Consider the following 25,246-nt stretch of genomic DNA (forward strand, 5'->3'; position numbering starts at 1 on the left):
CATCTGGACGGGACATTTTGGCGAACGGGACGAACCGTCTCAAACGCAGATGGGCGGGACAGTTGCCTGCCCCGCCCGATCCACCGTCCGGAAAATTTTCCGATCCTAGAACCTCAGCTGTGCACCCACGTAGAAGCGGCGGCCGATCGGATCGTAGATATCCGCGGCGGTCGTCGTTCCGGTGATCGTGCCGTAGAACACGGAGTCCTCGAGCTTTGGCGGCTTGCGGTCGAACAAATTGGTGACGCCGAAGAACATTTCCATCTGCTTGCTCTCTTCGCCGACGCGAGCGCGCAACTGGACATCATGATAGATCCGCGCCTTGATCTCGTTATGCGCGGCGATCTCGGGTGCCAGGTCGATCGAGTCGGCATATTCAGCGAACTCGTCGCGAACGGTGTCGACCATCGGGCTGAGATACGTCGCGGTCCAGTTCACGCTGAACGGGCCGGCGCTATAGCTGGCCGTTGCGTTGACCTTGTCGCGGAAGACGCCGCCGAATTCCAGATTGCCCACGCCGCTGTTGACGGGAGCCGCCGGATCGGACTGCGACTTGTAGCTGATGGTGTGCGTGTAGAGCACACTCAGGTCGAGCCGATCGTCAGTGATCAGGCCGAGTGCCCGACCGTAGCGCAGGTTGACGTCGATGCCGCTCGTCTTGGTATCCGAGATGTTGATGTTCTGCGCGTTCACCGTGCGGATGTAGCCGGTGTTGTCGTAGCGGATGACGTTGTTGCAGAACTGCGGCTGGCTAGTGAGCAGGCACTGCTGGATCGACGTGGCGCGCGGCACGATGCCGATCGCGTTGTCCAGCTTGATGTTGAAGTAATCGACCGTCAGGCTGAACCCGCGGATCTGGTCCGGGGCGATCACTGCGCCGAGGGTGATGGTCTTCGCCTTCTCCTCGGTCAGGTTGCGATTGCCGCCATCGAAGCCGTTGATGCTCTGGATGTCGGCCAGTGTGTACTGGAACGTCCCACCGTTGCGGACTGCCGCTGCGATCGCCGGGATCTGGCGGCAGGCATTGGCGTAAGTGCCGGTGGAGGCCGCGGTCACGCCGTCACAGGGATCCTGAACCGACGGGAAGGTTTCCGATGCGGACGAGAACAGCTCGCCAATGTTCGGGGCACGGTTTGCAACGGCGTAGTTGCCGCGGAAGCGAAGACCGCGGACCGGCGAATATTCGCCGCCTGCGTTCCAGCTGAACACGGTGCCGATCGTCGAATAATCCGAGTAGCGTGCAGCACCCTGCAAGCTCAGCGAATTGACGAACGGCAAGTCCTTCAACAGCGGAATGTCGATTTCGCCGAACGCTTCCTTTACGTTGAACTGGCCAACGGTATCCGGCGTCTGGTTACCCGAATTCAGGCCGGCGTTGGTCAGCGCGTCCCAGTTCTCGCTGCTCTTCTCGCGACGATATTCGCCACCGAAGGCAACCTTCACGTCACCATAAGGTAGCGTGAGCAGCGAACCGCTGAGGCTCGCATTCGCGACGAACTGCGTGTTCTTGATCGCGACCGAACGTGGCACGTCGGACTGGACATAGGTCGATGCCGCGGCGCTCGCCGTGTTGTAGCCGAACAGGTTGATCGGTGCGCAGCCCGCTGCGCGAGCGGCGGGGTCGCGGCAGACGATCGTGCCGGTCGCATCGGTGACGGCATCGAGCGCGTTCGCGTACTTCGTGATGTCGATGTCCTGGCTGCGGGTGTTGTCCTTCAGCTGGCCATAGACGCCCGACACTTCATACTGCCACTTGGGGCTGATATCCCCGCGGAAGCCACCGGCGATGCGGAACGTGTCGCGGCTGTTCGTGTTGCTGCGGCTGAACACCTCGTTCTGGCGACGACGGAAGGCGATCGACGTCACGTCGTTCGATGCGATGCCGTCGCTGTTGCGCGCGATGATCTGCTGACGGATCGACGCAGGGATGTAGGGATTGTCGATCGCGTAGCCGGCACCGACATCCAAACCGGAATCGAGTGCGAGCGCCTCGATCTGCGAGCTGGACTTGGTCTTCGCGTAGGTGCCTTCGAGGAACGCCGTCACGGCATCGCTGAACTTGTACTGCGCCGCACCAGCCGCAAGGTACCGCTCGATCGGGGTCGAGATACGACGTACCGCATTGCGATTGAATCCGTAGCCGGTCGGGAAGCCAGTGACGACCGAGTTGTCCGGGTTGAACGTGAACAAGTTACTAGCGTAACCGCCAGCGTTGCTCGACGCGCCATTAGCGTTGGTAAATTGGAACCTGCCTTGAGCAGGATACGAGCTGTACGACTGCGGCCCGCAACCGGCCGCCGAGCAATCCTGCGCCGAGATGGCGCGCTTGTTCGACAGCAGGCCGAGATCCTTCGAATAGGTCCCGTTCAGGATGATCGAACCCTGACCATCGGAGCCAAACTTTGTGCCGCCGGTGATGCTGGCGGTGTAATTCGGATTGTCGCCGCGGCTGGTCAACCCATACTGTGCGCGGGCGGTGATACCCTGCATGTCGGTCTTGAGCACATAGTTGACGACACCGGCGATCGCGTCCGAGCCGTAGATCGCCGATGCGCCGCCGGTGACGACTTCGATGCGCTCGACGAAATCCGCCGGGATGTTGTTCACGTCGACGATCGACGTGCCGACGACGCCTGGCACGAAGCGGCGACCGTTGACCAGCACGAGCGTGCGGGAATCGCCGAGGTTGCGAAGGTTGATCGTCGCGACGCCGTTACCCGACGTCAGGAAGTTGCTATTCGTGCGGCTCAGGCCGGGAATGCCGACCTGTGGGAGCTTCTGCAGCAAGTCCTGCGTATTGACGATGCCCTGCGACTGGATCTGTTGCGCGTCGACGACTGCGACGGGCGATGCCGATTCGAGATCGGGGCGACGGATACGCGAGCCGGTAACGACGATCGTTTCATCAGCCGTCGCCGAACCTTCTGCCGGGGGACAGCCAGGTCCGCGAGGATCAACGCTGCAATCTGTCTGGGTGGGAGCAACCTACGCAGTCGCGACAGCCGGCATAGACAGTACTGTTGCCGTAAATGCGCTGGTGGCAAGCAGAACGGTTTTGAGTATCATGATGGCCCCTAAGAGATGCGCGTACCGCGCGCTATCACCCAGATATGAACGGCGATTATGGCAAGAGACAATCGTTAATGCTGCCGCACAGCCCGTCTTTGTTCGAATGCTCCAGACCGTTACATAATTGACACATTAAAGGTTGGTCGGGCGACGTGGGCTGGACATAGGCTGCGCATTTCGGTCCTGCGGCGACTTCCCCGTCGGGGCCGACGCTTCTACAGTCGGCAGTATGATCCCGCCTCGTCACTCGCCCGTCTGATGTCGCTTTCGCGATGACCGCAACCGCACTCGTGTGGACCCTGTCGGCGGGGGTCGTGATCCTGTTGTTCATCCTGGCGGCGGGATATCTTACATTCTCCGGCCTGCGGCTCCGTGCGGATGCACGTCACGCTGTGGAAGGCAATGCACACCTCAATGCGATCCTCGACGGGTCGCCGGCGATCGTGACGGTGATCCGTTCTGGCGGGCGGATCGAGATGACGCAGCGGATGGCGGACTGGTTGGGGCTCGACGCGCCACCGCGATCGATCGCGGAACTCGCAGCCGGCGGGACAGGCCTGTCCGCCGACGATGCCGCGCGATTGATTGCCGACGTCACGGCGGCGCAGCGGTCGGGGCGGGCGTTCGTCCGGTCAGTGCGGTTGCAGGGCTCGACGCGAGCGATCACGTTTCGCGGCGCGCGCGCGCCGGGCGAGATGGGGGCGACCGGGGCGGTGCTGCTCTGGGCGTTCGATGCGACCGACAGCGAGGCGGAGATCGCGCGACTTGGTTCCGAGACTGCGCGACTCGGCGAGGCGTATGAGTCGCTGACCGGGCTGATCGAAGCGGCGCCGATGCCGATGTGGTATCGCGCGACCGACTTGCGACTGGCGATGGTCAATTCTGCGTATGTCGATGCGGTCGAGGGTCGCGATGCCGCCGATGTCGTCGCGCGCGGACTGGAACTGGTCGAGGGATCGGGGCGTGGCGGGCCGCTCGCCGGCGCGGCGGTCGCGCGCGAGCAGGGACGGCCGCATCAGCAGGTCCTGCCCGCGACGATCGACGGCGCGCGGCGATCCTTGCAGATCTACGACGTCCCGCTGCCGAGTGGTGGCGTCGCCGGGTTCGCGATCGATATCGAGGAACTCGAGCAGGCACGGTCGGGCGCCAAGCGGTTTGCCGAAGCCCAGCGCGCGATGCTCGACCGGCTGTCGGCGGGCGTGGCGCAGTTCGGCGGCGATCGCTCGCTCGTATTCTGCAACCAGCCGTTCCGCCGGATGTTCGCGATGCGGAGCGAATGGCTTGCCGATCGCCCCGAGTTCGACCGCGTGCTCGAACGGATGCGTGAGGCGAACCGGCTGCCCGAGGTTCGCGATTTCCCGAGCTGGAAGGCGGAGCGGCGTGACTGGTTCATGCAGACGAACAGCTCCCCCGGCGGCGGTGCGATGGAGGAGAATTGGCATCTGCGCGGCGGGACGCATCTCCGCGTCGTCGCGCAGCCGCTTCCCGATGGCGGCTTGTTGCTCATCTTCGAGGATCGCACCGAGCAGGTCCAGCTTGCCAGCGCGCGCGACACGTTGCTGCGGGTGCGGACCGCGACGTTCGACAACCTGTTCGAGGCGCTTGGCGTGTTTGCGGCAGATGGTCGGCTGCAGTTGTGGAACAACCGGTTTCGCGCGCTATGGGGCCTGGAGGAAGAATTCCTCGCCTCGCACCCCCGCGTCGATGCGTTCGCCGAAGCCGCCGGTGCGAAACTCGCGACACCTGGCCGGTCGGCGCTGATTCCCGATCTCGTTCGGTCGGCGACGGTCGGGCGCCAGCAGCGCGGCGGGCGCGTGGCGTTTGCCGACGGGCGGCATTTCGAGTTTGCCGGCGTGCCGTTGCCCGATGGGAATGCGCTGTTCACGATGCTCGACATCACCGACAGCCGTCGCGCGGAGCAGGCGTTGCGCGACCGGGCGGATGCGCTCGAAGCGACCGACAAGGTGAAGACGGCGTTCGTCGCCAACATGAGCTACGAACTGCGCACACCGCTGACCTCGATCAGCGGGTTCGCGGAGATGCTCCACGGCGGCTACGCGGGCGCGCTGACGCCGCAGGCCGAGGGCTATGTCGGGGCGATCCTCGAGTCCGTCGAACGGCTGGGGTTGCTAGTCGACGACGTGCTTGACCTGACGCGGGCGGAGAGCGACCGTGCGGAGACGGATCGGAGCGACGTGGACCTCGCAGCTACCGTGCGCGCCGCGGCGGAAACGATCCTGCCGTCGGCCAAGCGACGTAAACTCGACTTCGCGATCGAGGTCGCGCGCTCAACTGGCCGGGTGAACGGCAATCCCAAGCGGCTGAAGGAGGTCGTCGAGCATCTGCTGCGGCATGCGGTTGCGGCAACACCCGACGGCGGGCGCGTGCTGCTGCACACCGACGGCAACGCTACGACCGCGCGGATCGTGGTGTCGGACGACGGGGTCGGGATGGATGCTGAGGCGGTGGCGCATGCGTTCGACCGGTTCGCGGAGTCCAAGCCTATGGGGGATCGAGCTTTGGGGTTGGGGTTGCCGTTGGCGAAGCAGTTCGTGGAAGCGCATAGCGGGACGATCGAACTGGTCTCGGAGCCGGGCGCCGGCACGCTGATCACCGTCGAATTGCCGCGGAGATGATGGGGGATGACCTGCTCCCTCTCCCCTCCGGGGAGAGGGTCGGGGTGAGGGGCCGCCAAGCAGCGCGTCGCCCGGAACAGCCCCTCACCCAACCCTCTCCCCGAGGGGGAGAGAGCTAATGCGTGCAATCCTGCTACCCGATCCCCAAGCGACCGAAGCGTTTGGGGCCATGCTCGCGACGCGCGTTTGCCCCGGCGACGTCATAACCCTCGAAGGCACGCTCGGCGCCGGCAAGACCAGCGTCGCCCGCGGTCTCCTCGCCGCACTCGGGCTCGCCGGCGAAGCCCCATCCCCCAGCTTCGCCATCGTCCAGCCCTACGAGCCGCCCGAAGTGCGTTTTCCCGTGCTCCACGTCGACCTCTACCGCATCGGCGACCCAGCCGAGATCGAGGAACTCGCGCTCGACGACGCGCGCTACGACTCGCTGCTGCTGGTTGAATGGCCGGAACGCGCAGGCCCGGATTACTGGCCGGATGCGCTTCGCCTGAGCCTGACGATCGAGCCGGACGGCACGCGCAGCTTGACAGTCGGAGTCCCGGAAGCTTGGAGGTCGCGATGGCCGACATGACCCCGCCGCCCGGCGCCGCCGCTTTTCTGGACGCCCATGGCTGGGGAGGCGCGCAGATTCTGCCGGTCGCCGGCGACGCCTCGTTCCGCCGCTATTTCCGCGCGATCGAAGCAGGGCGGCAAGCGATCCTCATGGACGCGCCGCCGCCACACGAAGATCCCCGCCCGTTCATCGCGGTGGCGGAGTGGTTGGTCGAACGCGATTTCGCGGCTCCCGCGATTCTCGCATGCGACCTCGACCAGGGGCTCGTCCTGATCGAGGATTTTGGCGATATCCGTTTGCGCGAGACCGTCGACGCCGCGCCGGACGAGGAACTGTCGCTTTATGCGCCGGCGATCGACCTGCTGGTCCGGCTGCGGGCCGAGCCAGCTGGGCCGGTCCCCCCCTATGATCGCGCCGTGCTGAAACGCGAGGCGCGGCTATTCGTCGAATGGTATTGCCCGGCGGTCGGGATCGAGCCCGATCTGGCAGGCTGGGACGCGGCGTGGGAGGCGGTGTTCGATCATGCCATCGCCGAGACGCCGGTCACGGTTTTGCGCGATTATCATGCCGAAAACCTGATGCTCGTCGGGTCGGAGCGATCGCTCGGGCTGCTCGATTTCCAGGACGCGCTTGCTGGGCATCCAGCCTATGACTTGGTGTCGCTGTTGCAGGATGCGCGGCGGACGGTCGATCCGGCGGTGGAGGCGGCGATGCTGGAACGATACGGCGCGGCGGCGGACGCGGGGGACGGCTTCATGAACGCGTATCACGTGCTCGGGGCGCAGCGGAATGCCAAGATCCTCGGCATCTTCACGCGGCTGTGGAAGCGCGACGGCAAGCCGCATTATGCGACGATGTGCCCGCGCGTGTGGGCGTATCTCGAGCGCGATCTGGCCCAGCCAGTTATGGCGCCGGTCGCGGCGTGGTTCGGGGCGAATGTACCGCCCGCGCTACGCGGCGATCCGCTGGCTTTGAGCGCGTGACCCGCCAGCAGACGATCCGCCCTGTCCCTCGCGGCACGGTGCCCGAGACGGCGATGGTGATGGCGGCCGGCCTGGGCAAGCGGATGCGGCCGTTGACGGCGACGAGGCCAAAGCCGCTGGTCACGGTTGCGGGCAAGCCGCTGATCGATCACGTCTTCGAACGCTTGCAGGCCGCCGGGATCAAGCGAGCCGTCGTCAACGTGCACTACCTCGCGGACACGCTCGAGGCGCACGTCACCGATCGGTTCGCGGGGATCGACGTGGTGATATCCGACGAGCGGAAGATGCTGATGGAAACGGGCGGCGGGCTCGTCCAGGCGCGGCATCTGCTCGGCGACGCGCCGGTGCTGGTGGTCAACAGCGACAATCTCTGGATCGACGGGCCGGTCGACGCGATCAGGCTGCTCGCGTCGCGCTGGGACGATACGAAGATGGACGCGCTGCTGCTGATGGTGCCGCTCGCGCGCGCGAACAATCACGCTGGCATGGGCGATTTCTATCTCGGCAGCGACGGGCGGATCGTCGGCCGCCGCAAGCCCGGCCGGGTCGCGCCGTTCGCCTATACCGGCATCCAGATCCTTCACCCGCGGCTGATCGCCGACTGGCCGGAGGGGCCGTTCTCGACGAACATCTTCTGGGACCGCGCGATAGCCGCGGGCCGCGCTTATGGGCAGGTCCACCAGGGCCTCTGGTTCGACGTCGGCACCCCCGCCGCGATCCCGAAGACCGAGGCGATCCTCGCGGATGGCTGACGTCGCCACGGCGGATCGCCCGACGCTGTACACGATCCCGGCGCATCGGGCGTTTGCGGATGCGCTTGTCGCCGGACTGACCCGGCGGGCGGGGCGCGATCCGCTGGCGCTCGCCCGCGCGCTGGTCGTATTGCCGAACAACCGCGCGGTGAAGGCGGTGACCGAGGCGTTCGTCCGCGCGAGCGGCGGCGGGCTCGTCCTCCCGCGTCTGGTGGCGCTGGGCGATCCGGAGATGGGCGAAGCGGTTGGCGCCGCGCTCGATCCGGCGGACGACATCGATCCGCCGCTGCCCGCGGTGCCGCCGTATCAGCGCCGCATGATCCTCGCGCGGCTGGTGTCGGAAGAGCGGGCGCGCGAAGGCCATCCGGTCGATGCCGCCGAAGCGGTGCGCCTCGCAGGCGAACTCGCACGGACGCTCGATCAGTTGCTGGTCGAGGAGGTCCCGCCCACCAAGCTGCGGGATATCGAGCTTGGCCCCGAACTGACCGAACACTGGCGTCGCGCGCTGGCGACGTTCGAAATCGTGCTGCAACGCTGGCCCGGCGAACTCGCGCGGCTGGAGCGGATCGATGCGGCGACGCGGCGCTCGGCGTTGCTCGACCGGCTCGCCCAGCGCTGGCGGAACGCGCCGCCCGCCGGGATAGTCTGCGCGGCCGGCGTGACCGATTCCGCGCCCGCCGTCGCGCGCCTACTCCGCTGCATCGCAGACATGCCGCAGGGAATGGTGGTATTCGCTGGCCTCGACCTCGCGCTGCCGGACGAGGAATGGGACGCACTCGGCCCGCACGATCCGCACCCGGTCACCGGGCTGACGCGGCGCTCGATCGAAACGCATCCGCAGTTCGACGCCAAGCTGATGCTCCTTCGCATGGGCGTCGCCCGAGGCGAGGTGCAGACATGGCGCGAAGGTGGAGGGCATGACGCCGACCCCGCGCGCGGCCGAGCCATCGCCAACGCCCTCGCACCCGCGGATTTCACCGGCAAGTGGACGCAGATCGCCGCGGAGGATCGCCGCCTGAAGGGCGTGACCGCCGCCGAACTCGCCACGCCCGCAGAGGAAGCGCAGGCGATCGCGCTCGTCCTGCGCGAGGCGTTGGAGGTACCCGAGCGGACCGCCGCTCTCGTCACGCCGGATCGTGCCTTAGCGCGGCGGGTAGCCGCGCATCTCGGGCGCTGGAACATCGGCATCGACGACAGCGCAGGTCGGCCCTTGTCGATCCTGCCGCCGGGAACGTTGCTCCTCGCGCTGGCCGAGGCGGCGGCACAGCGCTTCTCGCCGCTCGCATTGCTGGCGCTGCTGAAGCATCCGCTGGTGCGCGCGGGCGAGTATCGCTTGCTATGGCTCGATGGCGCACGCGCGCTCGATCGACGGTTGCGCGGGCCAAGGCCGGCGGCGGGGCTCGACGGGATCGCCGGACATCTGGAGGAGCGTAAAGGCACGGCAGCAACATGGTGGACCGACGTCCAGCCTCTGCTGACGCCGCTGGCGGGCGCGTTCGATCAGGGGTCGCAGCCCTTGGCGTCGGTGCTCGCGTGCCTGCGCGAGACGGCGCAGACCTTGTGCGGCGACAATCTATGGTCGGGCCTCGCAGGGCGTGCCGCGGCGGAGTTCCTGGCCGATCTGGAAGCCGAAGCCCCCGCCGGGCCGCCGCGGATCGATCCACGCGAACTGCCGCAGTTGTTGCGGACGTTGCTCGACGAAGTCGCGGTGCGGCCGGCGCCGGGTGGCCACCCACGTCTCGCGATCTATGGCCTGATCGAGGCACGCTTGCAGACCGCCGACGTCATGGTGCTCGGTGGGCTGAACGAGGGCGTGTGGCCTGGGCGGCCTGCGCCAGATCCCTGGCTTGCGCCGCGCATCCGCATGGAGCTGGGTCTGCCCGGCCTGGAGCGGCGTGTCGGCACGGCGGCGCATGATTTTGCGCAGGCGTTAGGCGCACCTCGCGCGGTAGTCACGCGGGCACGCAGGGATGCCAAGTCACCCGCTCTGGCCTCGCGCCTCTGGCTCCGGTTGCAGGCACTCGCGGGCGATCGGTTCGAGCGGGCATCGGCACTGGAAGGCTGGACGCGCGCGCTAGACGATCCGGGCGAGCATCTCCCCGCCGACCGTCCCGCCCCGTCGCCGCCTGCGCTGCTGCGTCCGAAGGCGATCTCCGTTACCGAGGTGGATCGCCTGAAGGCCGACCCCTACGCCTTCTACGCGCGCCGCGTGCTCGGCTTGATGCCGCTCGACCCCGTCGATGCGGACCCCAGTGCAGCTTGGCGCGGGACGGCGGTGCACGACATCCTCGAGCAATGGTGGAAGCAGGACAACTGCACCGTCGACACGCTCCGGCAGCGCGCGAAGGCGATGCTCGACGACGAGCGCACGCACCCGATGATGCGCGCGCTCTGGCAGCCGCGCTTGCTCGAAGCGATCGACTGGATCGCCAGCGCGATCGTCGCGCAGGGCGAAGACGGCCGCACCGTCGCCAGCGCCGAGGGCAAGGGCAAGATCGAGATCGCCGGCGTGACCTTGTCAGGTCGCTACGACCGCATCGACAAGCTCCCCGACGGGCGCCTCGCGGTGATCGACTACAAGACGGGCAAGCCGCCATCGCCGACCGCGGTCCGCGCCGGCTACAGCCTTCAGCTCGGGCTGCTCGGCCTGATCGCCGAGCGCGGCGGGTTCCCAGACGTTTCCGGCACCGCAGGCGCGTTCGAATATTGGTCGCTCGGCAAGAAGCGCGACGCGTTCGGCTATATCGAGAGCCCGGTCGATCCCGAGGGCAAGCGCGACAAGATCCCGACCGCCGAATTCACCGCGATCGCCGCGCACAACTTCACCGAAGTCGTCGGGGAATGGCTTACCGGCAGCGCCGCCTTCACCGCGAAACTCGTCCCCGAATACGCCCCCTATGCCGAGTACGACCAGCTGATGCGACGCGACGAATGGTATGGCCGTGAGCGGTGATGCGCTCGCCACGCTGCCCCGGCTGAGAGGCGCGCAGGCCGATGCGAGCAACCCGGCCTCGCACGTCTGGCTGTCCGCGTCGGCCGGCACGGGCAAGACGCAGGTCCTGGCCGCCCGCGTGTTCCGACTGCTGCTACGCGGTGTCGATCCCGGCGCGATCCTGTGCCTGACCTTCACCAAGGCAGGCGCGGCGGAGATGGCGCAGCGCATTAACGGCCGGCTCGCCGCATGGGTGCGCATGCCCGCCCCGGCGCTCGCGGCGGACCTGATCGCGCTCGGCGAGAGCCCGGTACAGGCGTTGCAGGACCGCGCGCGCACCCTGTTCGCCAAGGTGCTCGACGCGCCGGGCGGGGGCCTGCGCATCCAGACGATTCACGGCTTCTGCCAAGGCTTGCTGGCGGCGTTCCCGGTCGAGGCCGGGCTGACGCCGGGCTTCCGACCGCTGGAAGCGCGCGAAGAGGCGGGGCTCGCCCGCGAGGCGCTGGCGACGATGCTGTCCGACGCAGAGCGCGAAGGCCGCGAGCGACCGGTCGAGATCGTCGGACGCCTGTCGCTGCGAATGGGCGAGGGCGGGGCGGAGGCGTTCCTGCTGGCTTGCGCTCGTGCGCTGCCCGCATTGGAGGCTCTTCCGGTCGGGATCCAGCCATGGCTCCGTCGCGAACTCGGGCTTCCGTCCGGAGACATCGACGAAGCGATCGCGGAATGGTGCGACGCACTCGACCTCGACGCAATCGCGCGCATAGCCGCGGCCAACCGCGCCTGGGGGACCGCCACCGGCCAAGCCGCGGCGGCAACCGTGCAGCGTTGGCTCGACTCCGAGGATCGCGCGGCGACGTTGGACGAACTCGCCAGCGTCGTGCTCACCGGAACGGGCACCCAGCGCAAAGCCTCGAAGAAACTGATCGATGCCGAGCCCGACTACGAAGTCCTCGCGCGCGATCTGGGCGAGGCGTGCACCGACGTGCTGTCGATGGTGCAGCGCGCGACGTACTGCGACCTGCTCGCCGACGGGCTGGAAGTCGGGCGCGATTATGCGCGCGGCTATGCGCTGGCCAAGCGGCGCGCGGGCGCAGTCGATTTCGACGACCTGATCGCGACGACGGTGGCGCTGCTCGACCAGCCGGGGATCGGCGAATGGGTCCGCTACAAGCTCGACCAGGCGACCGAACACCTCCTCATCGACGAGGCGCAGGACACCAACGGCCACCAGTGGCGGATCGTCCGCGCGCTGGCCGACGAGTTCTTCGTCGGCCGCGGCATCTATGCGCCGTCGACTCGCACCCTGTTCACGGTCGGCGATTACAAACAGGCGATCTTCGGGTTCCAGGGCACCGATCCGCTCAATTTCCAGGCAGCCGAGCAGTATTTCGGCGGTCGTGCGAGCGAGGCCGAGGGCGATGACGACTGGCCCGAGGAGGAACGCGGGCTCCCCTTGGCACGACTGTCGCTCCGCCACTCGTTCCGGTCGACGCGAACCGTGCTGGAGTTCGTCGATGCGGCGATCGATGCGATCGGCGAGCCGGGGCTCGGTATTGCGGGCGAGGTCGAACAGCACGCCAGCGAGGTCGCCGGGCCTGGCACTGTGACCTTATGGCCGCCGGTGTCGGCGGGCGGCAGCGAGGACGACGAAGAGGGCTGGGTCGACGACGCGGTGCGTAAACTCGCCAGCGACATCGCGCGCGCGGTGAAGGGCTGGCTCGCGCCCGAGACCGGCCTGATGTTGGAGAGCAAGGGGCGGCGGTTGCGGCCCGAGGACGTGATGATCCTGGTCAAGCGACGCGGCGATCTCGCCTCGCTGATCGTCGCGCGGCTCTACGCCGAGGGCGTGCCGGTGGCGGGCGTCGATCGCTTGCGACTGAACGCGCCGCTCGCGGTGCAGGATCTGCTCGCGACGATCCGCTTCGTGTTACAGCCCGAGGACGATCTCAGCGTCGCCGCGCTGCTCGTATCGCCACTGATCGGCTGGACGCAGGACGAATTGATGGCAGCGGCACCGCGCGAGGCCGGGCCGCTGTGGCGCCACCTGCAACGCACGCAACCCGCGACGCGGCTCGCGCCCCTGCTGGCGATGCTCGCACGTGCCGACATCGCCACGCCGTACCAGTTCCTGGAGGAACTGCTCTCGGGCCCGCTCGACGGACGCCGGAAACTGATCCGCCGGCTCGGCACCGAGGCGCGCGATCCGATCGAGGAATTGCTCAACGCCGCGCTGACGTTCGAAAGTACGACGACGCCCTCGCTACAGCGCTTCCTCGACTGGTTCGATCGCGGCGATGTCGAGATCGTCCGCGATCCGTCGGCGCCGCTCGATGCTGTCCGGGTGATGACCGCACACGGGGCCAAGGGGTTGCAGGCGCCTCTGGTGATCCTGGCGGATGCGACGGCGGACCCGTCGGCGGCACCGCGCTCGATCCTGAAATGGGCGCCCGAGGCTGGCGCCGCGCCGATCCCGGTATTCCGGCCGCGGTCGAGCGAGCGCGGCGGACCGCTCGATGCGGTCGTGTCCGCCGCCGAGCAGCGCGAACTGGAGGAGCATTGGCGGCTGTTCTACGTCGCCGCCACGCGCGCCGAAGAGCGGCTGGTGATCGCCGGTGCGCTCGGGCCCCGCGCGAAGGGGGTGCCGCCGGAGAACAGCTGGTACGCCGCGTCCGATCGTGCACTGACGGCACTCGAGGTGCCGATGGGTGAGGGCGCGCGGACGTTCGCCGGGGTCGAGCCTCAGCCTGCGGTGATCGCCAGGGCTTCGGCTTCGGTCGAAATTCGGGCGGATGCAGACCTGCCGGCTTGGGCGCATGAACCCGCACCGCAAGAAGCGCGCCCGCCTCGTCCTTTGTCACCGTCTGCGCTGGGTGACGACGCGGTGTCCGATCCACCGCCGACGCCAGCGATGCGCGTCGCAGCGGAGCGGGGCCGGCTTATCCATGCGCTGTTCGAGCGGCTGCCGGCGGTTGCTGCCATGGACCGCGCGATGGCAGCGGACCGCTGGCTGGCAAAAGCAGGCGGCGTCGACGATCCCGCAGCACGGTCCGAAATCGTGCAGAGCGTGGTCGCAGTGCTCGACGATCCGCGCTTTGCCGGGCTTTTCAGCGCGGATACGCTCGCCGAAGCGCCGATCGCCGCGACCCTCGCGAACGGCATGGTCGTGTCGGGAACGGTCGATCGCCTGCTGATCGAGCCCGACCGCATCCGCGTCGTCGACTTCAAGACCGGTCGGCGCGCACCGCGCAGCCTCGACGACGTACCGGACTACCATCTGAAGCAGATTGCGGCCTATGCCGAAGCCTTGAGCGTGATCTTTCCGGGGCGGTCGGTCGAGGCAGCCTTGCTGTACACGGCCGGCCCGCGGTTGATCGTGCTGACCGACGAGACGCTGGCCGCGAACAAGCCGCACTATCGGCCCACGGAGCAAAGCTAGCGCCCCGGTGGTTGAGCGCACACGCGAGCGACCTTAGATACGACTCAACCAAGGAGAATTCACGATGGCGACCAAGCAGATCACCGATGCCAGCTTCGATGCGGACGTGCTGAACGCCGACGGCCCCGTGCTCGTCGATTTCTGGGCGGAATGGTGCGGCCCGTGCAAGATGATCGGGCCGTCGCTCGAGGAAATCTCGGAAGAACTCGGCGAGAAGGTGACGATCGCCAAGCTCAACATCGACGAGAACCCCGACGCGCCCGGCAAGTACGGCGTCCGCGGTATCCCGACGATGATCCTCTTCAAGGGTGGCGCACCGGCGGCAACCAAGGTTGGCGCTGAGCCCAAGGGCCGGCTGAAGGCGTGGCTCGAAGGCGAACTCGCTTAAGCTAAACTCCCTCCGTCATCCCGGCGAAAGCTGGGGTGACGGGATCACGGGTCTCAGCTCCGATAGTCAGCGTTGATCGAGATGTAGCCGTGCGTGAGGTCGCAAGTCCACACCGTGGCTTTGCCCTCGCCGAGCGCAAGATCGACGCCTATTTCGATCTGGTGGCCTTTCAGGTGCGCAGCTACTGGCGCCTCGTCATAGCCGCTCAGCGCCAAGCCACCCTCCGCAACCTGCGTATTTCCGAAGCGGATCGAGAGCGTGTCCCGATCTGCGGGCTCGCCGGCCTTGCCGACCGCCATGACCACACGGCCCCAGTTGGCGTCCTCGCCGGCGATCGCGGTCTTCACCAGCGGCGAGTTGGCAATGCTCATCGCGATGCGGTGGGCGCTGCGGTCGCTGTCGGCGCCGGTCACCTGGATCTCGATAAGCTTCTGCGCGCCCTCGCCGTCGCGAACCACGAGCATGGCGAGTTGATGGCACAGGTCCGCCAGTGCAGCGCGGAAGGCGTCCGCCCCCACGCTGTCATCGTCCTCCAGCGGGACGTTACCGGCCTTGCCTGTCGCGAACGCCAGCACCGTGTCGCTGGTCGATGTATCGCTGTCGACGGTGATGCACGAGAAGCTCGGCGCGTTCGCCTTCGACAGCGCGGCTTGCAGGAATTCCGGCTCGACCGCGACGTCGGTGAAGATGAAGCCGAGCATCGTCGCCATGTCCGGCGCGATCATCCCCGAACCCTTGATGATCCCGACGAGGCTCACGGTGCGATCGCCAATTACTGCCGTCGTCACCGCGCCCTTGGTGAACGTGTCGGTCGTCATGATCGTTGCAGCCGCATCCTCCCACCCGCACGGCGCGGCGGCAAAGGCAGCGTCCAACCCGGCTTCGGCCTTGTCGATCGGCAACGGCACGCCGATCACGCCGGTCGAGGACACGAAAACGTCCGAAGGCTGGCACCCGAGATGCGCCGCCGTCCGCGCCGCGATCGCCTCGACCGCCGCCCGCCCACGCGATCCGGTGAACGCGTTGGAATTTCCCGCATTCACGACCAGCGCCCGCGCCTGACCAAGCGTCAGCGCCGCACGGCACCACTCCACCTCGGGCGACGGGCATTTGCTGGTCGTCAGCACGCCCGCCACCACCGTCCCCGGATCGAGCGTCACGAACGTCAGGTCGCACCGGTCCCACGCCTTGTACTGCGCGCGTGCGACATGCAACGCGACTCCGTCGATCGAAGGGGCATCGGGGAAGGGCAAGGCGAGGGGCGAGGTCTGCATGACGCCTTCATAGTCTCTGCGATCCGGCGGGCAAGATCGCGGGTTGCCCTTGACCCGCTGACGTTTGCCGGTGTCCAACGTCACGGGGAAGAAGGACGCAGCATGATCGACGAGGGCGTGAGCGCAGGACCTGTAAGTCGGTTCGACGGCAGCTCCACCCGCGTAATGGTTGTCGTCGTCGCGTCGATCGTCGCGCTCGGCTTCGCCTTGGCCGCATGCCTCCTGATGATCGCGAGCAACGGCTATCGCTGGTGGCGCGCACCGTTCCCGACGACGATCCCGCGTAGCCTCCCTCTGGCTACCACGCCAGCCAAGCCGATCGGACGCTATGCCGACTGGTTCGATGCCGACGATTATCCCGAGTCCGCGCGGCAGGCCAGCAAGGAAGGTGCCGTCAAAGCAGCGCTGCTCGTCGCGGCCGATGGATCGGTCGAGGCGTGCGAAGTCCTCGTGGGGAGTGGAACCAGCGCACTCGACGAAGGAACGTGCCGGGCCGCGGTTCGCCACGGCCAGTTCATTCCCGCACGCGACGCAAAGGGGCGTGCAATCCCCTCGCGCATCGAATTGCCGCGCGTTCGATGGGCGCTGCCCTGAGACGAACGGTAGATTTTCCGCGCAGGCTCGAATACAGCCGGTCCCGCATGAACCTGCTGCTACTTCTCTCTGCCCTGCTCTCCGCGCTGACCGGCGCGGTACCGGGCATGCGTGGGCAGTCCGCCCAAGCAGTAGTGCAAGGCAACGTCTGCTCTCAGTCGGTAGCAGCAACGCCAGTCAAGGTCTTGATAAGGCCCGTATCTGGCCTTCCCGTGCTGCCGCAGGTTGCCGTCGCCACCACGCTGCGCACGATAGCAATCGTCTCGCTTCCGCTATGGGCAGAGCGCCGCCGCGAATAGCGTCTTGGTGTGACCTTATCGTAACCTTTGGATCCGAGCGATCCGCTTCCGCGTGCGCCCACTGCGTGCCGCCGCGTCTCAAATTCAGGAAATCAGCCCATGTTCGGTGGCCTCGCCAAATCCTTGTTCGGTTCGTCCAACGACCGCTACGTCAAGTCGCTCAACCCGATCCTCGCCAAGATCGCCTCGTTCGAGCCGTCGCTCCAGGCGATGTCGGACGAGGAGCTCTCCGCGCAGACCGTCAAGTTCCGCGCGCGGCTCGCAGAGGGCGAGAAGCTCGACGACCTCCTTCCCGAGGCGTTCGCGACGGTCCGCGAGGCCGCACACCGCGTGCTCGGCCAGCGCCATTACGACGTGCAGATGGTCGGCGGCATCGTCCTCCACCGCGGCGAGATCGCCGAGATGCGGACCGGCGAGGGCAAGACGCTCGTCGCCACGCTCGCGACCTACCTCAACGCGCTGCCGGGCGACGGCGTCCACGTCGTCACCGTCAACGACTACCTCGCGGCGCGTGACGCGGAGTGGATGGGGCAGGTCTACACCTTCCTCGGCATGACGATCGGCGTCATCATCCCGAACCTGTCGGACGAGGAACGCCGCGCCGCGTACGCCGCGGACATCACCTACGGCACCAACAACGAGTTCGGTTTCGACTATCTGCGCGACAACATGAAGTACGAGCGCAGCGCGATGACGCAGCGCGCATTCAACTTCGCGGTGGTCGACGAGGTCGATTCGGTGCTGATCGACGAGGCGCGCACGCCGCTGATCATCTCGGGCCCGACCGACGACAAGTCCGAGCTGTACATGCAGGTCGATGCGGTCGTGAAGCAACTCGATCCCGCCGATTACGACAAGGACGAGAAGCAGAAGACGATCATCCTTACCGAGGACGGCACCGAGAAGGTCGAGCGGATGCTCGAGGCGGCGGGGCTGCTCGAGGGCCAGAACCTGTACGACTTCGAGAACACGCAGGTCGTGCATCACCTCAACCAGGCACTGCGCGCGATCGTTATGTTCAAGTCGGACATCGACTACATCGTCAAGGACGGCAAGGTCATCATCATCGACGAGTTCACCGGTCGCATGATGGACGGCCGGCGCTGGTCGGACGGCCTGCATCAGGCGGTCGAGGCGAAGGAGGGCGTCCAGATCGAGCCCGAGAACCAGACGATGGCCTCGATCACGTTCCAGAACTATTTTCGCATGTACCCCAAGATCGGCGGCATGACTGGCACCGCGGCGACCGAGGCGGCCGAGTTCTACGACATCTACAAGATCAACGTCGTCAGCATCCCGACCAACGTCGAGGTGAAGCGCGTCGACGAGGAAGACGAGTTCTACAAGGACACCAAGGACAAGTTCGCGGCGATCGCCAAGAAGATCAAGCATCACGCCGATCTCGGCCAGCCGGTGCTGGTCGGCACCGTGTCGATCGAGAAGTCCGAGATGCTGAGCGAGTTCCTGGTCGGCGAGAACGTCGACCACAAGGTGCTCAACGCGCGCTTCCACGAGATGGAGGCGCACATCGTCGCGCAGGCCGGACGCAAGTCCGCGGTGACGATCGCGACCAACATGGCGGGCCGCGGCACCGACATCAAACTCGGCGGCAACCTCGAATTCCGCATGCTCGACGAGCATCCCGAACTGGTCGAGGGCACGCCCGAATATGACGAGGCGGCGGCGCGGATCACGATCGAGATCGAGGCGGAGAAGCAGGCGGTGCTCGCCGCGGGCGGCCTGTTCGTGCTCGGCACCGAGCGGCACGAGAGCCGGCGTATCGACAACCAGCTGCGTGGGCGGTCGGGGCGGCAGGGCGATCCGGGGCTGTCGCGCTTCTATCTCAGCCTCGATGACGATCTGCTGCGCATCTTCGGGCCGGACACGCTGTTCGCCAAGATGATGCGCAACAATATCGAGGATGGCGAGGCGATCGGCAGCAAGTGGCTGAGCAAGGCGATCGAGACCGCGCAGAAGAAGGTCGAGGCGCGCAACTACGACATCCGCAAGCAGGTCGTCGAATATGACGACGTGATGAACGAGCAGCGCAAGGTCATCTACGAGCAGCGCGCGGACATCATGGATGCCGATACGGTCGGCGACGTGGTGACCGACATGCGCGCGGAGACGGTCAACGTGATCGTCGGCGATGCGTGCCCGCCCAACTCGTATCCCGAGCAGTGGGACGTTGCCGGGATGAAGACGCGGCTTGCCGAGGTGATGAACCTCGAGCCGCCGATCGACGCGTGGCTGCTCGAGGAGTCGGTCGACCCCGAGGTGATCGAGGAGCGCGTCCGCGCGATGGCGGACGAGGCGATTGCGCAGAAGTCGGCGGATCTCGATGCGGAGACGTGGACGTCGGTCGAGAAGTCGATCCTGTTGCAGAATCTCGATCATCACTGGAAGGAGCATCTGGCGACGCTCGATGCGCTACGCCAGGTCGTCCATCTGCGCGCGTATGCGCAGAAGACGCCGATCAACGAGTATAAGCAGGAGGCGTTCTCGCTGTTCCAGCGGATGCTCGAGACGATCCGCGAGGACGTGACCAAGACGATCGCGCATGCGCAGTTCCAGATGCAGGCGCCGGTCGGGTTGCCCGAGCTCCCAGACTTCATCACGACGCATTTCGACCCGTTCACGGGTGAGGATGATTCGAACGATTTCGATGCGGGCACGCGCGGCCACATCACCTCGACGATGCCGCCGTTGCAGATCCCGCAGCCGCAGGAGGCCGATATCGGCGAGGACCCGGCGAACTGGGAGGGTGTGGTCAGCCGCAATGCGCCGTGCCCTTGCGGGTCGGGACGTAAGTACAAGCAGTGCCACGGGGCTGTTTGAGGGGCTGAGCCTTTCAGGCATTACCACCCCGGCGAAGGCCGGGGCCCAATTGGTGAGGTCAAAGTAACGGGGCGTATCCGTCGTTAGCGGCGTCCCCCATTTGGGCCCCGGCCTTCGCCGGGGTGGTGCGGGATGATACGGCCCCCTTCGTTTTCCGGCGAAGGCGGGGTCCATTCCATTGGCGGTGGCCTGTGGGAAACCTGGACCCCCGCCTTCGCGGGGGAACAGGATTTGGAGCAACGCTCCCGACCGATCGTTAGGACCCCATGCGCCAAGCCACCACGATCCTAACCATCGACACCACCCGCCAAGGCCTGATCGATGTCACCGACAAGATCGCCCGCTGGACCCGCGAACAACGCTTCTCCGAGGGTCTGTTGACGGTATTCTGCCGCCACACCTCCGCCTCGCTCCTCATCCAGGAAAACGCGGCTCCCGAGGTCCAAACCGACCTCGAAGCCTATTTCGCGCGCATTGCCCCCGAATCGCGCGAGTATCTTCACGACGACGAAGGCCCGGACGACATGCCGGCCCACCTCCGCACCGCGCTCACGCAGGTCCAGCTATCGATCCCGCTGATCGACGGCCGACTCGCGCTCGGCACGTGGCAGGGCATTTATCTATTCGAGCATCGCCGCCGCCCGCATCGCCGCACATTGGCGCTGCACTTGATCGGCGTTTAGACGAAACGTGAAAAATGAGTCAGTAAGGTGGCGCATTGGAGCGAACCCGTTCATCAACCGTTCCACCACTGACGGCTAATAAGAGGCGTTTCGCCGCACTCGCCGCGAACGGAGACATACCATGTTCATGAAACCTGGTCGCAAGATCGCATTGGCAGCGCTCGCAACGGGCGCTCTATTGCTGGCCGGTTGCGCGACCGAGACCACCTATCGGCCGGCGACGGGCCAGGGATTCAGCCGCACCGGCTATAGCGACCGCATGGTCGAGCCAGGCCGGTTCCTCGTCAGCTTCGCCGGCAACAGCGTGACGTCGCGCGATACCGTCGAGCGTTACCTGTTCTTCCGCGCCGCCGAACTGACGCTACAGAACGGCTATGATTATTACCTGATGGCCGACCGCGACACCAACCTCCAGTCGCGGACCTATTCGACGCCGGGCATCGGTGGCGGGTTCGGCTATGGCGGCTTCGGCGGCTATTGGGGGCCGTCGTGGCGCTATTACGGCCGCGGCTTCGGCTGGCGCAACTGGAGCCCCTATGGCGGCTTCGGTGGTGGTTTCGGCGGCGGGTATGGCGGGTTCGGTGGTGGCCCATGGGGCAACGACTTCGATATCCGTACGATCGATCGCTATGAGGCGACCGCGGAGATTGTGATGCGCAAGGGCCCGATCCCACGCGACAACATCCGCGCGTTTGATGCGCGGAAGGTCGTCGATAGCATCGGACCGAGTGTCGTTTTGCCGAAGTAAGCTTAGACTTCGAAAAAGAAAAAGGCCGGGCTACCTCAGGGTAGTCCGGCCTTTTTATTACGTTGCTCCCTCTCCCCTGCGGGGAGAGGGCCGGGGTGATGGGCTGTTGTAGAGCGCAGCGCGCGCGGTGCCCCTCACCCAACCCTCTCCCCGGAGGGGAGAGGGCTTTAGCAAGCAGCCTTGGCGAGCCCCTTCGACAATTGCAGCGCCCCGTGCAGCCGCGCCTTCGGATCGCCCCAAGCCCGCTGCAGCACCAGCTTGCTGTCCGGGCGCAACCGGGCGACGCCGTTCAGCCGCTCGACATACGCCAGCAGCTTGTCGATGTTCGGCGGCTTGTCGTCGTGGAACGACACCAGCACGCCCTTCGGCCCGACGTCGATCTTCGATACGCACGCGCGCTTGGCGTTCAGCTTGATCTCGATGACCTTGATCAGATTCTCGGTCGCATCCGGCAGCGGGCCGAAGCGATCGATCATCTCGGCGGCGAACGCCTCGATCTCCTGGCCCTCGTCGAGATCGTTGAGGCGACGATACAAACCCATCCGCAGATCGAGATCCGGCACGTAATCCTCGGGGATGAGGATCGGCGCATCCACGGTGATCTGCGGCGAGAAGTCGCGCGGCCGCGACGAGGTCATGCCGCCGGCCTTGGCATCCATGATCGCCTCCTCCAGCATCGCCTGGTAGAGTTCGAAGCCGACCTCCTTGATATGCCCGGTCTGCTCGTCGCCGAGCATGTTGCCCGCGCCGCGGATATCGAGATCGTGGCTCGCCAGCTGGAAGCCCGCCCCCAGCGAATCGAGATCGGACAACACCTTCAGGCGCTTCTCCGCCGTCACCGTCATCTGTCGCTCGGGCGGCGTCACCAGATACGCATACGCACGCGTCTTCGATCGCCCGACGCGCCCGCGCAACTGATACAGCTGGGCGAGGCCGAAGCGGTCGGCGCGGTGGACGATCATCGTGTTGGCGGATGCGATGTCGATCCCGCTCTCGATGATCGTGGTCGAGACCAGCACTTCGAACTTCTTGTCGTAGAACGCGGACATGCGCTCCTCGACCTCGGTCGGCGACATCTGTCCGTGCGCGACGACGAAGCGGATCTCCGGCACCTGTTCGCGCAGGAAGTCCTCGATCTCGGGCAGGTCCGCGACGCGCGGCGTGACGACGAAGCTTTGCCCGCCACGGTAATGCTCGCGCAGCAACGCCTCGCGCAGCACGACCGGATCGAACGGCATGATGTACGTCCGCACCGCGAGGCGATCGACCGGCGGGGTCTGGATCACCGACAGCTCGCGGATGCCCGACATCGCCATCTGCAGCGTGCGCGGGATCGGCGTCGCGGTCAGCGTGAGCATGTGGACGTCCGCCCGCAGCGCCTTCAGCCGCTCCTTGTGCGTCACGCCGAACCGCTGCTCCTCGTCGACCACCACCAGCCCGAGCCGCTTGAAATCGATATTCTTCGCCAGCAGCGCATGCGTGCCGATGACGACGTCGATCGTGCCGTTCGCAAGCCCCTCCTTGGTCGCCTTCGCCTCGCTCGCGGTGACGAGTCGCGACAGGCGGCCCATGTTCATCGGGAAGCCTTCGAACCGGGCAACGAAGTTGTTGTAATGCTGGCGCGCGAGCAACGTCGTCGGGCAGACGATCGCGACCTGCTTGCCGCCCATCGCCGCGACGAATGCTGCGCGCAACGCGACCTCGGTCTTGCCGAAACCGACGTCGCCGACCACCAGACGGTCCATCGGTTTGCCCGCGGCGAGATCGCCGAGCACGTCCTCGATCGCGCGGTCCTGATCCTCGGTCTCCTCGTATGGGAAGCGATCGACGAAGCTGGGGTAGCCGCTCGCATCGGGTTCGAGCACGTCGCCCGGATGCAGCGCGCGTTCGGCGGCGGTCGCGATGAGTTCGCCGGCGATCTCGCGGATCCGCTCCTTCATCTTCGACTTGCGACGCTGCCACCCCTCGCCTCCGAGACGGTCGAGCGTCGCGCCTTCCTCGGACGAGCCGTAGCGCGAGAGGACGTCGATGTTCTCGACCGGCACGTACAGCTTGTCGCCGCCGGCATAGCTGAGCGCGACGCAATCATGCGGGCTTTGGCCCACGGGAATCGAGGTCAGGCCCTCATAGCGGCCGATCCCGTGCTCGGTGTGGACGACGAGGTCGCCCGGCGTCAGCGTCGCGAGTTCGGCTAGGAACGCATCGGCGGACTTCTTGCGCTTCTTGCGGTGGACGAGGCGGTCGCCGAGCATGTCCTGCTCGGTGAGCACCGCGATCCCAGGCGCGGTGAAGCCGTGATCGAGCGGCAGGACGATCAGCGCGACGCCGAAACTGCGCGCGGTGTCGGCGATGCCGAGCGCGTCCTGCCAGGTTTCCGCGTGCTTGCCGCCCTTCATGCCGTGATCGGCGAGCAGGCTCCCCAGGCGTTCACGCGCGCCGATCGAATAGCTGGCGAGGATCGGTTTCCGTCCCTGCTTCCGGAGCTTCTCGACGTGATCCGCAACGGCTTCGTAGATGTTCGCCTGCGCGGCGCGTTCGGGGCCGAAATCGCGCGGGCCGTCGACGTCGAAGTCGAGCACGGTGTCGCTCGGAGGTTCGTGGAACGGCGAGGTGATATGCGCGGCGAACGCCTCGACGCCCCCCGACCATTCCTGTGCGTCGAGATACAGCGCCTTGGCCGGCATCGGGCGGTAGCTGCCGGGCTGGGCTGCCTCGGCCCGCTTGCGGTTCTCGTAATAGTCGGCAATCGATTCGAGCCGGCTTTCGATCGCCGCGGCGACGCCGTTGTCGCGAACCACCACGTCGTCGGCGCCGAGATGGTCGAACAGCGTCGCCATCTTTTCCTCGAACAGCGGCAGCCAATGCTCCATGCCCGCGATACGGCGGCCTTCGGAGATCGCCTGGTACATCGGATCGCCGGTCGCGGTCGCGCCGAACGCGTCGCGGTAGCGCGTCCGGAAACGCTTGATCGAGTCCTCGTCGAGCAGCGCCTCGGAGGCGGGGAGCAGGACGAAGCCGTCGATCCGGCCGGTGGTGCGCTGGTCGGCCGCGTCGAAGGTGCGGACGCTTTCGATCTCGTCGCCGAAGAAGTCCAGGCGCAGCGCGTGGTCTTCGCCCGACGGGTAGAGATCGACGATCCCGCCGCGCACCGCATACTCGCCCTGGTCGTGGACGGTGTCGGTGCGGACATAGCCGTTCGCCTGGAGCAGCATCGCGAGCTTGTCGCGACCGATCCGTTCACCGGGCGCGAGCCGCGCGACGAGTTGGCGGATGCGGAACGGCGTGAGGACGCGCTGCGTCGCGGCGTTCGCGGTGGTGAGGAGGAGCTGCGGACCCTTGGGCTTGCCTTGCAGGCGTTGCAGCGCGGCGACCCGCTCGGCCATGATGCGGAGCGTGGGCGAGGCGCGGTCGTAGGGGAGGCAGTCCCAGGCCGGAAAGCTCAGCACTTCGAGATCGGGCGCGAAATACGCCGCGGTCGAGGCGACCGCGCGCATCGCTGCATCGTCCGGCGCGATGAACACCGCGCGCGTCTTCGCGGCGCGCGCGAGGTCGGAGAGCAGCGACGGCTGGAAGCCGGACGGCACGCCCGAGAGGATCAGCGGGGCTTTCGCGGAGAGGATCGTCTTGAGGTCTGGCATTGTTTTCCTAAAGCCCTCTCCCCGCCGGGGAGAGGGTTGGGTGAGGGGCCGTTCCGGGCGCTGCGTTTGCGGCTGCCCCTCACCCCGACCCTCTCCCCGGAGGGGAGAGGGAGTGCGTTACTTCACGACCGTCACGTAGTTGATGTCGCGCATCGCCTGCATCATCGGGCCGTCCCATTCGGGCGGGCAGACGATCGAGCCGATAGCCCAGCCCATGATGTCGACATCCTGTTCCTCCAGCAGCGCCTCGAACCAGTCGAGCTGCTCCGGCGTCCATGTCCGGCCATGGGTCGCGAAGAAGCCGCCGATCATCATGTCGGCTTCGCGCGTGCCGCGGTGCGAGCTGCGAAAGCCCAGGCGCTTGAGGCGGGTCTCGTGGTCCATCGTATCTCCAAACACGAAGAGCCGGCGACCCGCTGGTAGCGA

The 25,246-nt window shown here is 66.6% G+C and carries 16 protein-coding genes; 12 read left to right on the forward strand and 4 right to left on the reverse strand.

Annotation, left to right across the window (positions count from 1 at the left end):
- Nucleotides 1-105: 105 nt before the first annotated feature.
- Nucleotides 106-2,898: a TonB-dependent receptor domain-containing protein gene (locus O6X71_RS02910; RefSeq protein WP_353465047.1), complete on the reverse strand. Its 2,793-nt coding sequence runs from the start codon at nucleotides 2,896-2,898 to the stop codon at nucleotides 106-108.
- A 443-nt stretch (nucleotides 2,899-3,341) separates the two neighbouring features.
- Here O6X71_RS02910 and O6X71_RS02915 point away from each other — a divergent pair, with 443 nt between their 5' ends.
- The 7 genes from O6X71_RS02915 to trxA all read left to right on the forward strand — a co-directional run bounded on the left by O6X71_RS02915 (nucleotide 3,342) and on the right by trxA (nucleotide 14,746).
- Nucleotides 3,342-5,705, forward strand: a complete 2,364-nt coding sequence (locus O6X71_RS02915; protein ID WP_353464360.1) for a sensor histidine kinase — start codon at nucleotides 3,342-3,344, stop codon at nucleotides 5,703-5,705.
- A 118-nt stretch (nucleotides 5,706-5,823) separates the two neighbouring features.
- Complete coding sequence (gene tsaE, locus O6X71_RS02920) at nucleotides 5,824-6,273, forward strand: tRNA (adenosine(37)-N6)-threonylcarbamoyltransferase complex ATPase subunit type 1 TsaE (protein ID WP_353464361.1); 450 nt, start codon at nucleotides 5,824-5,826, stop codon at nucleotides 6,271-6,273.
- The gene (locus O6X71_RS02925; protein ID WP_353465048.1) at nucleotides 6,270-7,238 is read left to right on the forward strand and encodes an aminoglycoside phosphotransferase family protein; all 969 of its coding nucleotides are present in this window, start codon (nucleotides 6,270-6,272) and stop codon (nucleotides 7,236-7,238) included. Before tsaE ends, O6X71_RS02925 begins: the two co-directional genes overlap by 4 nt.
- The gene (locus O6X71_RS02930; RefSeq protein WP_353464362.1) at nucleotides 7,235-7,990 is read left to right on the forward strand and encodes a nucleotidyltransferase family protein; all 756 of its coding nucleotides are present in this window, start codon (nucleotides 7,235-7,237) and stop codon (nucleotides 7,988-7,990) included. Before O6X71_RS02925 ends, O6X71_RS02930 begins: the two co-directional genes overlap by 4 nt.
- The gene (gene addB, locus O6X71_RS02935) at nucleotides 7,983-10,943 is read left to right on the forward strand and encodes a double-strand break repair protein AddB (RefSeq protein ID WP_353464363.1); all 2,961 of its coding nucleotides are present in this window, start codon (nucleotides 7,983-7,985) and stop codon (nucleotides 10,941-10,943) included. Before O6X71_RS02930 ends, addB begins: the two co-directional genes overlap by 8 nt.
- Nucleotides 10,927-14,358: a double-strand break repair helicase AddA gene (gene addA / locus O6X71_RS02940; protein WP_353464364.1), complete on the forward strand. Its 3,432-nt coding sequence runs from the start codon at nucleotides 10,927-10,929 to the stop codon at nucleotides 14,356-14,358. Before addB ends, addA begins: the two co-directional genes overlap by 17 nt.
- 64 nt (nucleotides 14,359-14,422) lie before the next feature.
- Nucleotides 14,423-14,746 carry a thioredoxin TrxA gene (gene trxA, locus O6X71_RS02945; protein WP_055877560.1) on the forward strand — a complete coding sequence of 108 codons (324 nt, stop codon included), beginning with the start codon at nucleotides 14,423-14,425 and terminating at the stop codon, nucleotides 14,744-14,746.
- A gap of 53 nt (nucleotides 14,747-14,799) precedes the next feature.
- On the opposite strand, the gene argJ is transcribed toward trxA, so the two are convergent.
- Nucleotides 14,800-16,020: a bifunctional glutamate N-acetyltransferase/amino-acid acetyltransferase ArgJ gene (argJ, locus tag O6X71_RS02950; RefSeq protein ID WP_353464365.1), complete on the reverse strand. Its 1,221-nt coding sequence runs from the start codon at nucleotides 16,018-16,020 to the stop codon at nucleotides 14,800-14,802.
- A gap of 102 nt (nucleotides 16,021-16,122) precedes the next feature.
- Between argJ and O6X71_RS02955 the strand changes: the two genes are divergently transcribed.
- From O6X71_RS02955 to O6X71_RS02975, 5 genes are all read left to right on the forward strand, one after another.
- Entirely contained in the window at nucleotides 16,123-16,614 is a 492-nt protein-coding gene (locus tag O6X71_RS02955) for a TonB family protein (RefSeq protein WP_353464366.1), read from the forward strand.
- Nucleotides 16,615-16,661: 47 nt separating this feature from the next.
- Nucleotides 16,662-16,913: a hypothetical protein gene (locus O6X71_RS02960; RefSeq protein WP_353464367.1), complete on the forward strand. Its 252-nt coding sequence runs from the start codon at nucleotides 16,662-16,664 to the stop codon at nucleotides 16,911-16,913.
- A gap of 99 nt (nucleotides 16,914-17,012) precedes the next feature.
- Nucleotides 17,013-19,751, forward strand: coding sequence for a preprotein translocase subunit SecA (gene secA, locus O6X71_RS02965; RefSeq protein ID WP_353464368.1), 2,739 nt, complete (start codon nucleotides 17,013-17,015; stop codon nucleotides 19,749-19,751).
- 266 nt (nucleotides 19,752-20,017) lie between these two features.
- Nucleotides 20,018-20,434: a secondary thiamine-phosphate synthase enzyme YjbQ gene (locus O6X71_RS02970; protein ID WP_353464369.1), complete on the forward strand. Its 417-nt coding sequence runs from the start codon at nucleotides 20,018-20,020 to the stop codon at nucleotides 20,432-20,434.
- A gap of 127 nt (nucleotides 20,435-20,561) precedes the next feature.
- Nucleotides 20,562-21,182 carry a CC0125/CC1285 family lipoprotein gene (locus O6X71_RS02975; protein ID WP_353465049.1) on the forward strand — a complete coding sequence of 207 codons (621 nt, stop codon included), beginning with the start codon at nucleotides 20,562-20,564 and terminating at the stop codon, nucleotides 21,180-21,182.
- Nucleotides 21,183-21,349: 167 nt separating this feature from the next.
- On the opposite strand, the gene mfd is transcribed toward O6X71_RS02975, so the two are convergent.
- Together mfd and O6X71_RS02985 are read right to left on the reverse strand one after the other, a co-directional pair.
- Entirely contained in the window at nucleotides 21,350-24,820 is a 3,471-nt protein-coding gene (gene mfd / locus O6X71_RS02980; protein WP_353464370.1) for a transcription-repair coupling factor, read from the reverse strand.
- Nucleotides 24,821-24,937: 117 nt separating this feature from the next.
- On the reverse strand, nucleotides 24,938-25,204 hold the full coding sequence (locus O6X71_RS02985; RefSeq protein WP_353464371.1) for a succinate dehydrogenase assembly factor 2: 267 nt from the start codon (nucleotides 25,202-25,204) through the stop codon (nucleotides 24,938-24,940).
- Between the last annotated feature and the right edge of the window lie 42 nt (nucleotides 25,205-25,246).

It is taken from the genome of Sphingomonas faeni (assembly GCF_040407505.1).
Classification (GTDB): Bacteria; Pseudomonadota; Alphaproteobacteria; order Sphingomonadales; family Sphingomonadaceae; genus Sphingomonas; species Sphingomonas faeni_E.

Bases quoted from the DNA above. Each gene is read 5' to 3' on its own strand.
- O6X71_RS02915 (WP_353464360.1), top strand. From the start codon at position 3,342: ATGACCGCAACCGCACTCGTGTGGACCCTGTCGGCGGGGGTCGTGATC.
- tsaE (WP_353464361.1), top strand. From the start codon at position 5,824: ATGCGTGCAATCCTGCTACCCGATCCCCAAGCGACCGAAGCGTTTGGG.
- O6X71_RS02925 (WP_353465048.1), top strand. From the start codon at position 6,270: ATGACCCCGCCGCCCGGCGCCGCCGCTTTTCTGGACGCCCATGGCTGG.
- addB (WP_353464363.1), top strand. From the start codon at position 7,983: ATGGCTGACGTCGCCACGGCGGATCGCCCGACGCTGTACACGATCCCG.
- addA (WP_353464364.1), top strand. From the start codon at position 10,927: ATGGCCGTGAGCGGTGATGCGCTCGCCACGCTGCCCCGGCTGAGAGGC.
- trxA (WP_055877560.1), top strand. From the start codon at position 14,423: ATGGCGACCAAGCAGATCACCGATGCCAGCTTCGATGCGGACGTGCTG.
- argJ (WP_353464365.1), bottom strand. From the start codon at position 16,020: ATGCAGACCTCGCCCCTCGCCTTGCCCTTCCCCGATGCCCCTTCGATC.
- O6X71_RS02955 (WP_353464366.1), top strand. From the start codon at position 16,123: ATGATCGACGAGGGCGTGAGCGCAGGACCTGTAAGTCGGTTCGACGGC.
- O6X71_RS02960 (WP_353464367.1), top strand. From the start codon at position 16,662: ATGAACCTGCTGCTACTTCTCTCTGCCCTGCTCTCCGCGCTGACCGGC.
- secA (WP_353464368.1), top strand. From the start codon at position 17,013: ATGTTCGGTGGCCTCGCCAAATCCTTGTTCGGTTCGTCCAACGACCGC.
- O6X71_RS02970 (WP_353464369.1), top strand. From the start codon at position 20,018: ATGCGCCAAGCCACCACGATCCTAACCATCGACACCACCCGCCAAGGC.
- O6X71_RS02975 (WP_353465049.1), top strand. From the start codon at position 20,562: ATGAAACCTGGTCGCAAGATCGCATTGGCAGCGCTCGCAACGGGCGCT.
- mfd (WP_353464370.1), bottom strand. From the start codon at position 24,820: ATGCCAGACCTCAAGACGATCCTCTCCGCGAAAGCCCCGCTGATCCTC.
- O6X71_RS02985 (WP_353464371.1), bottom strand. From the start codon at position 25,204: ATGGACCACGAGACCCGCCTCAAGCGCCTGGGCTTTCGCAGCTCGCAC.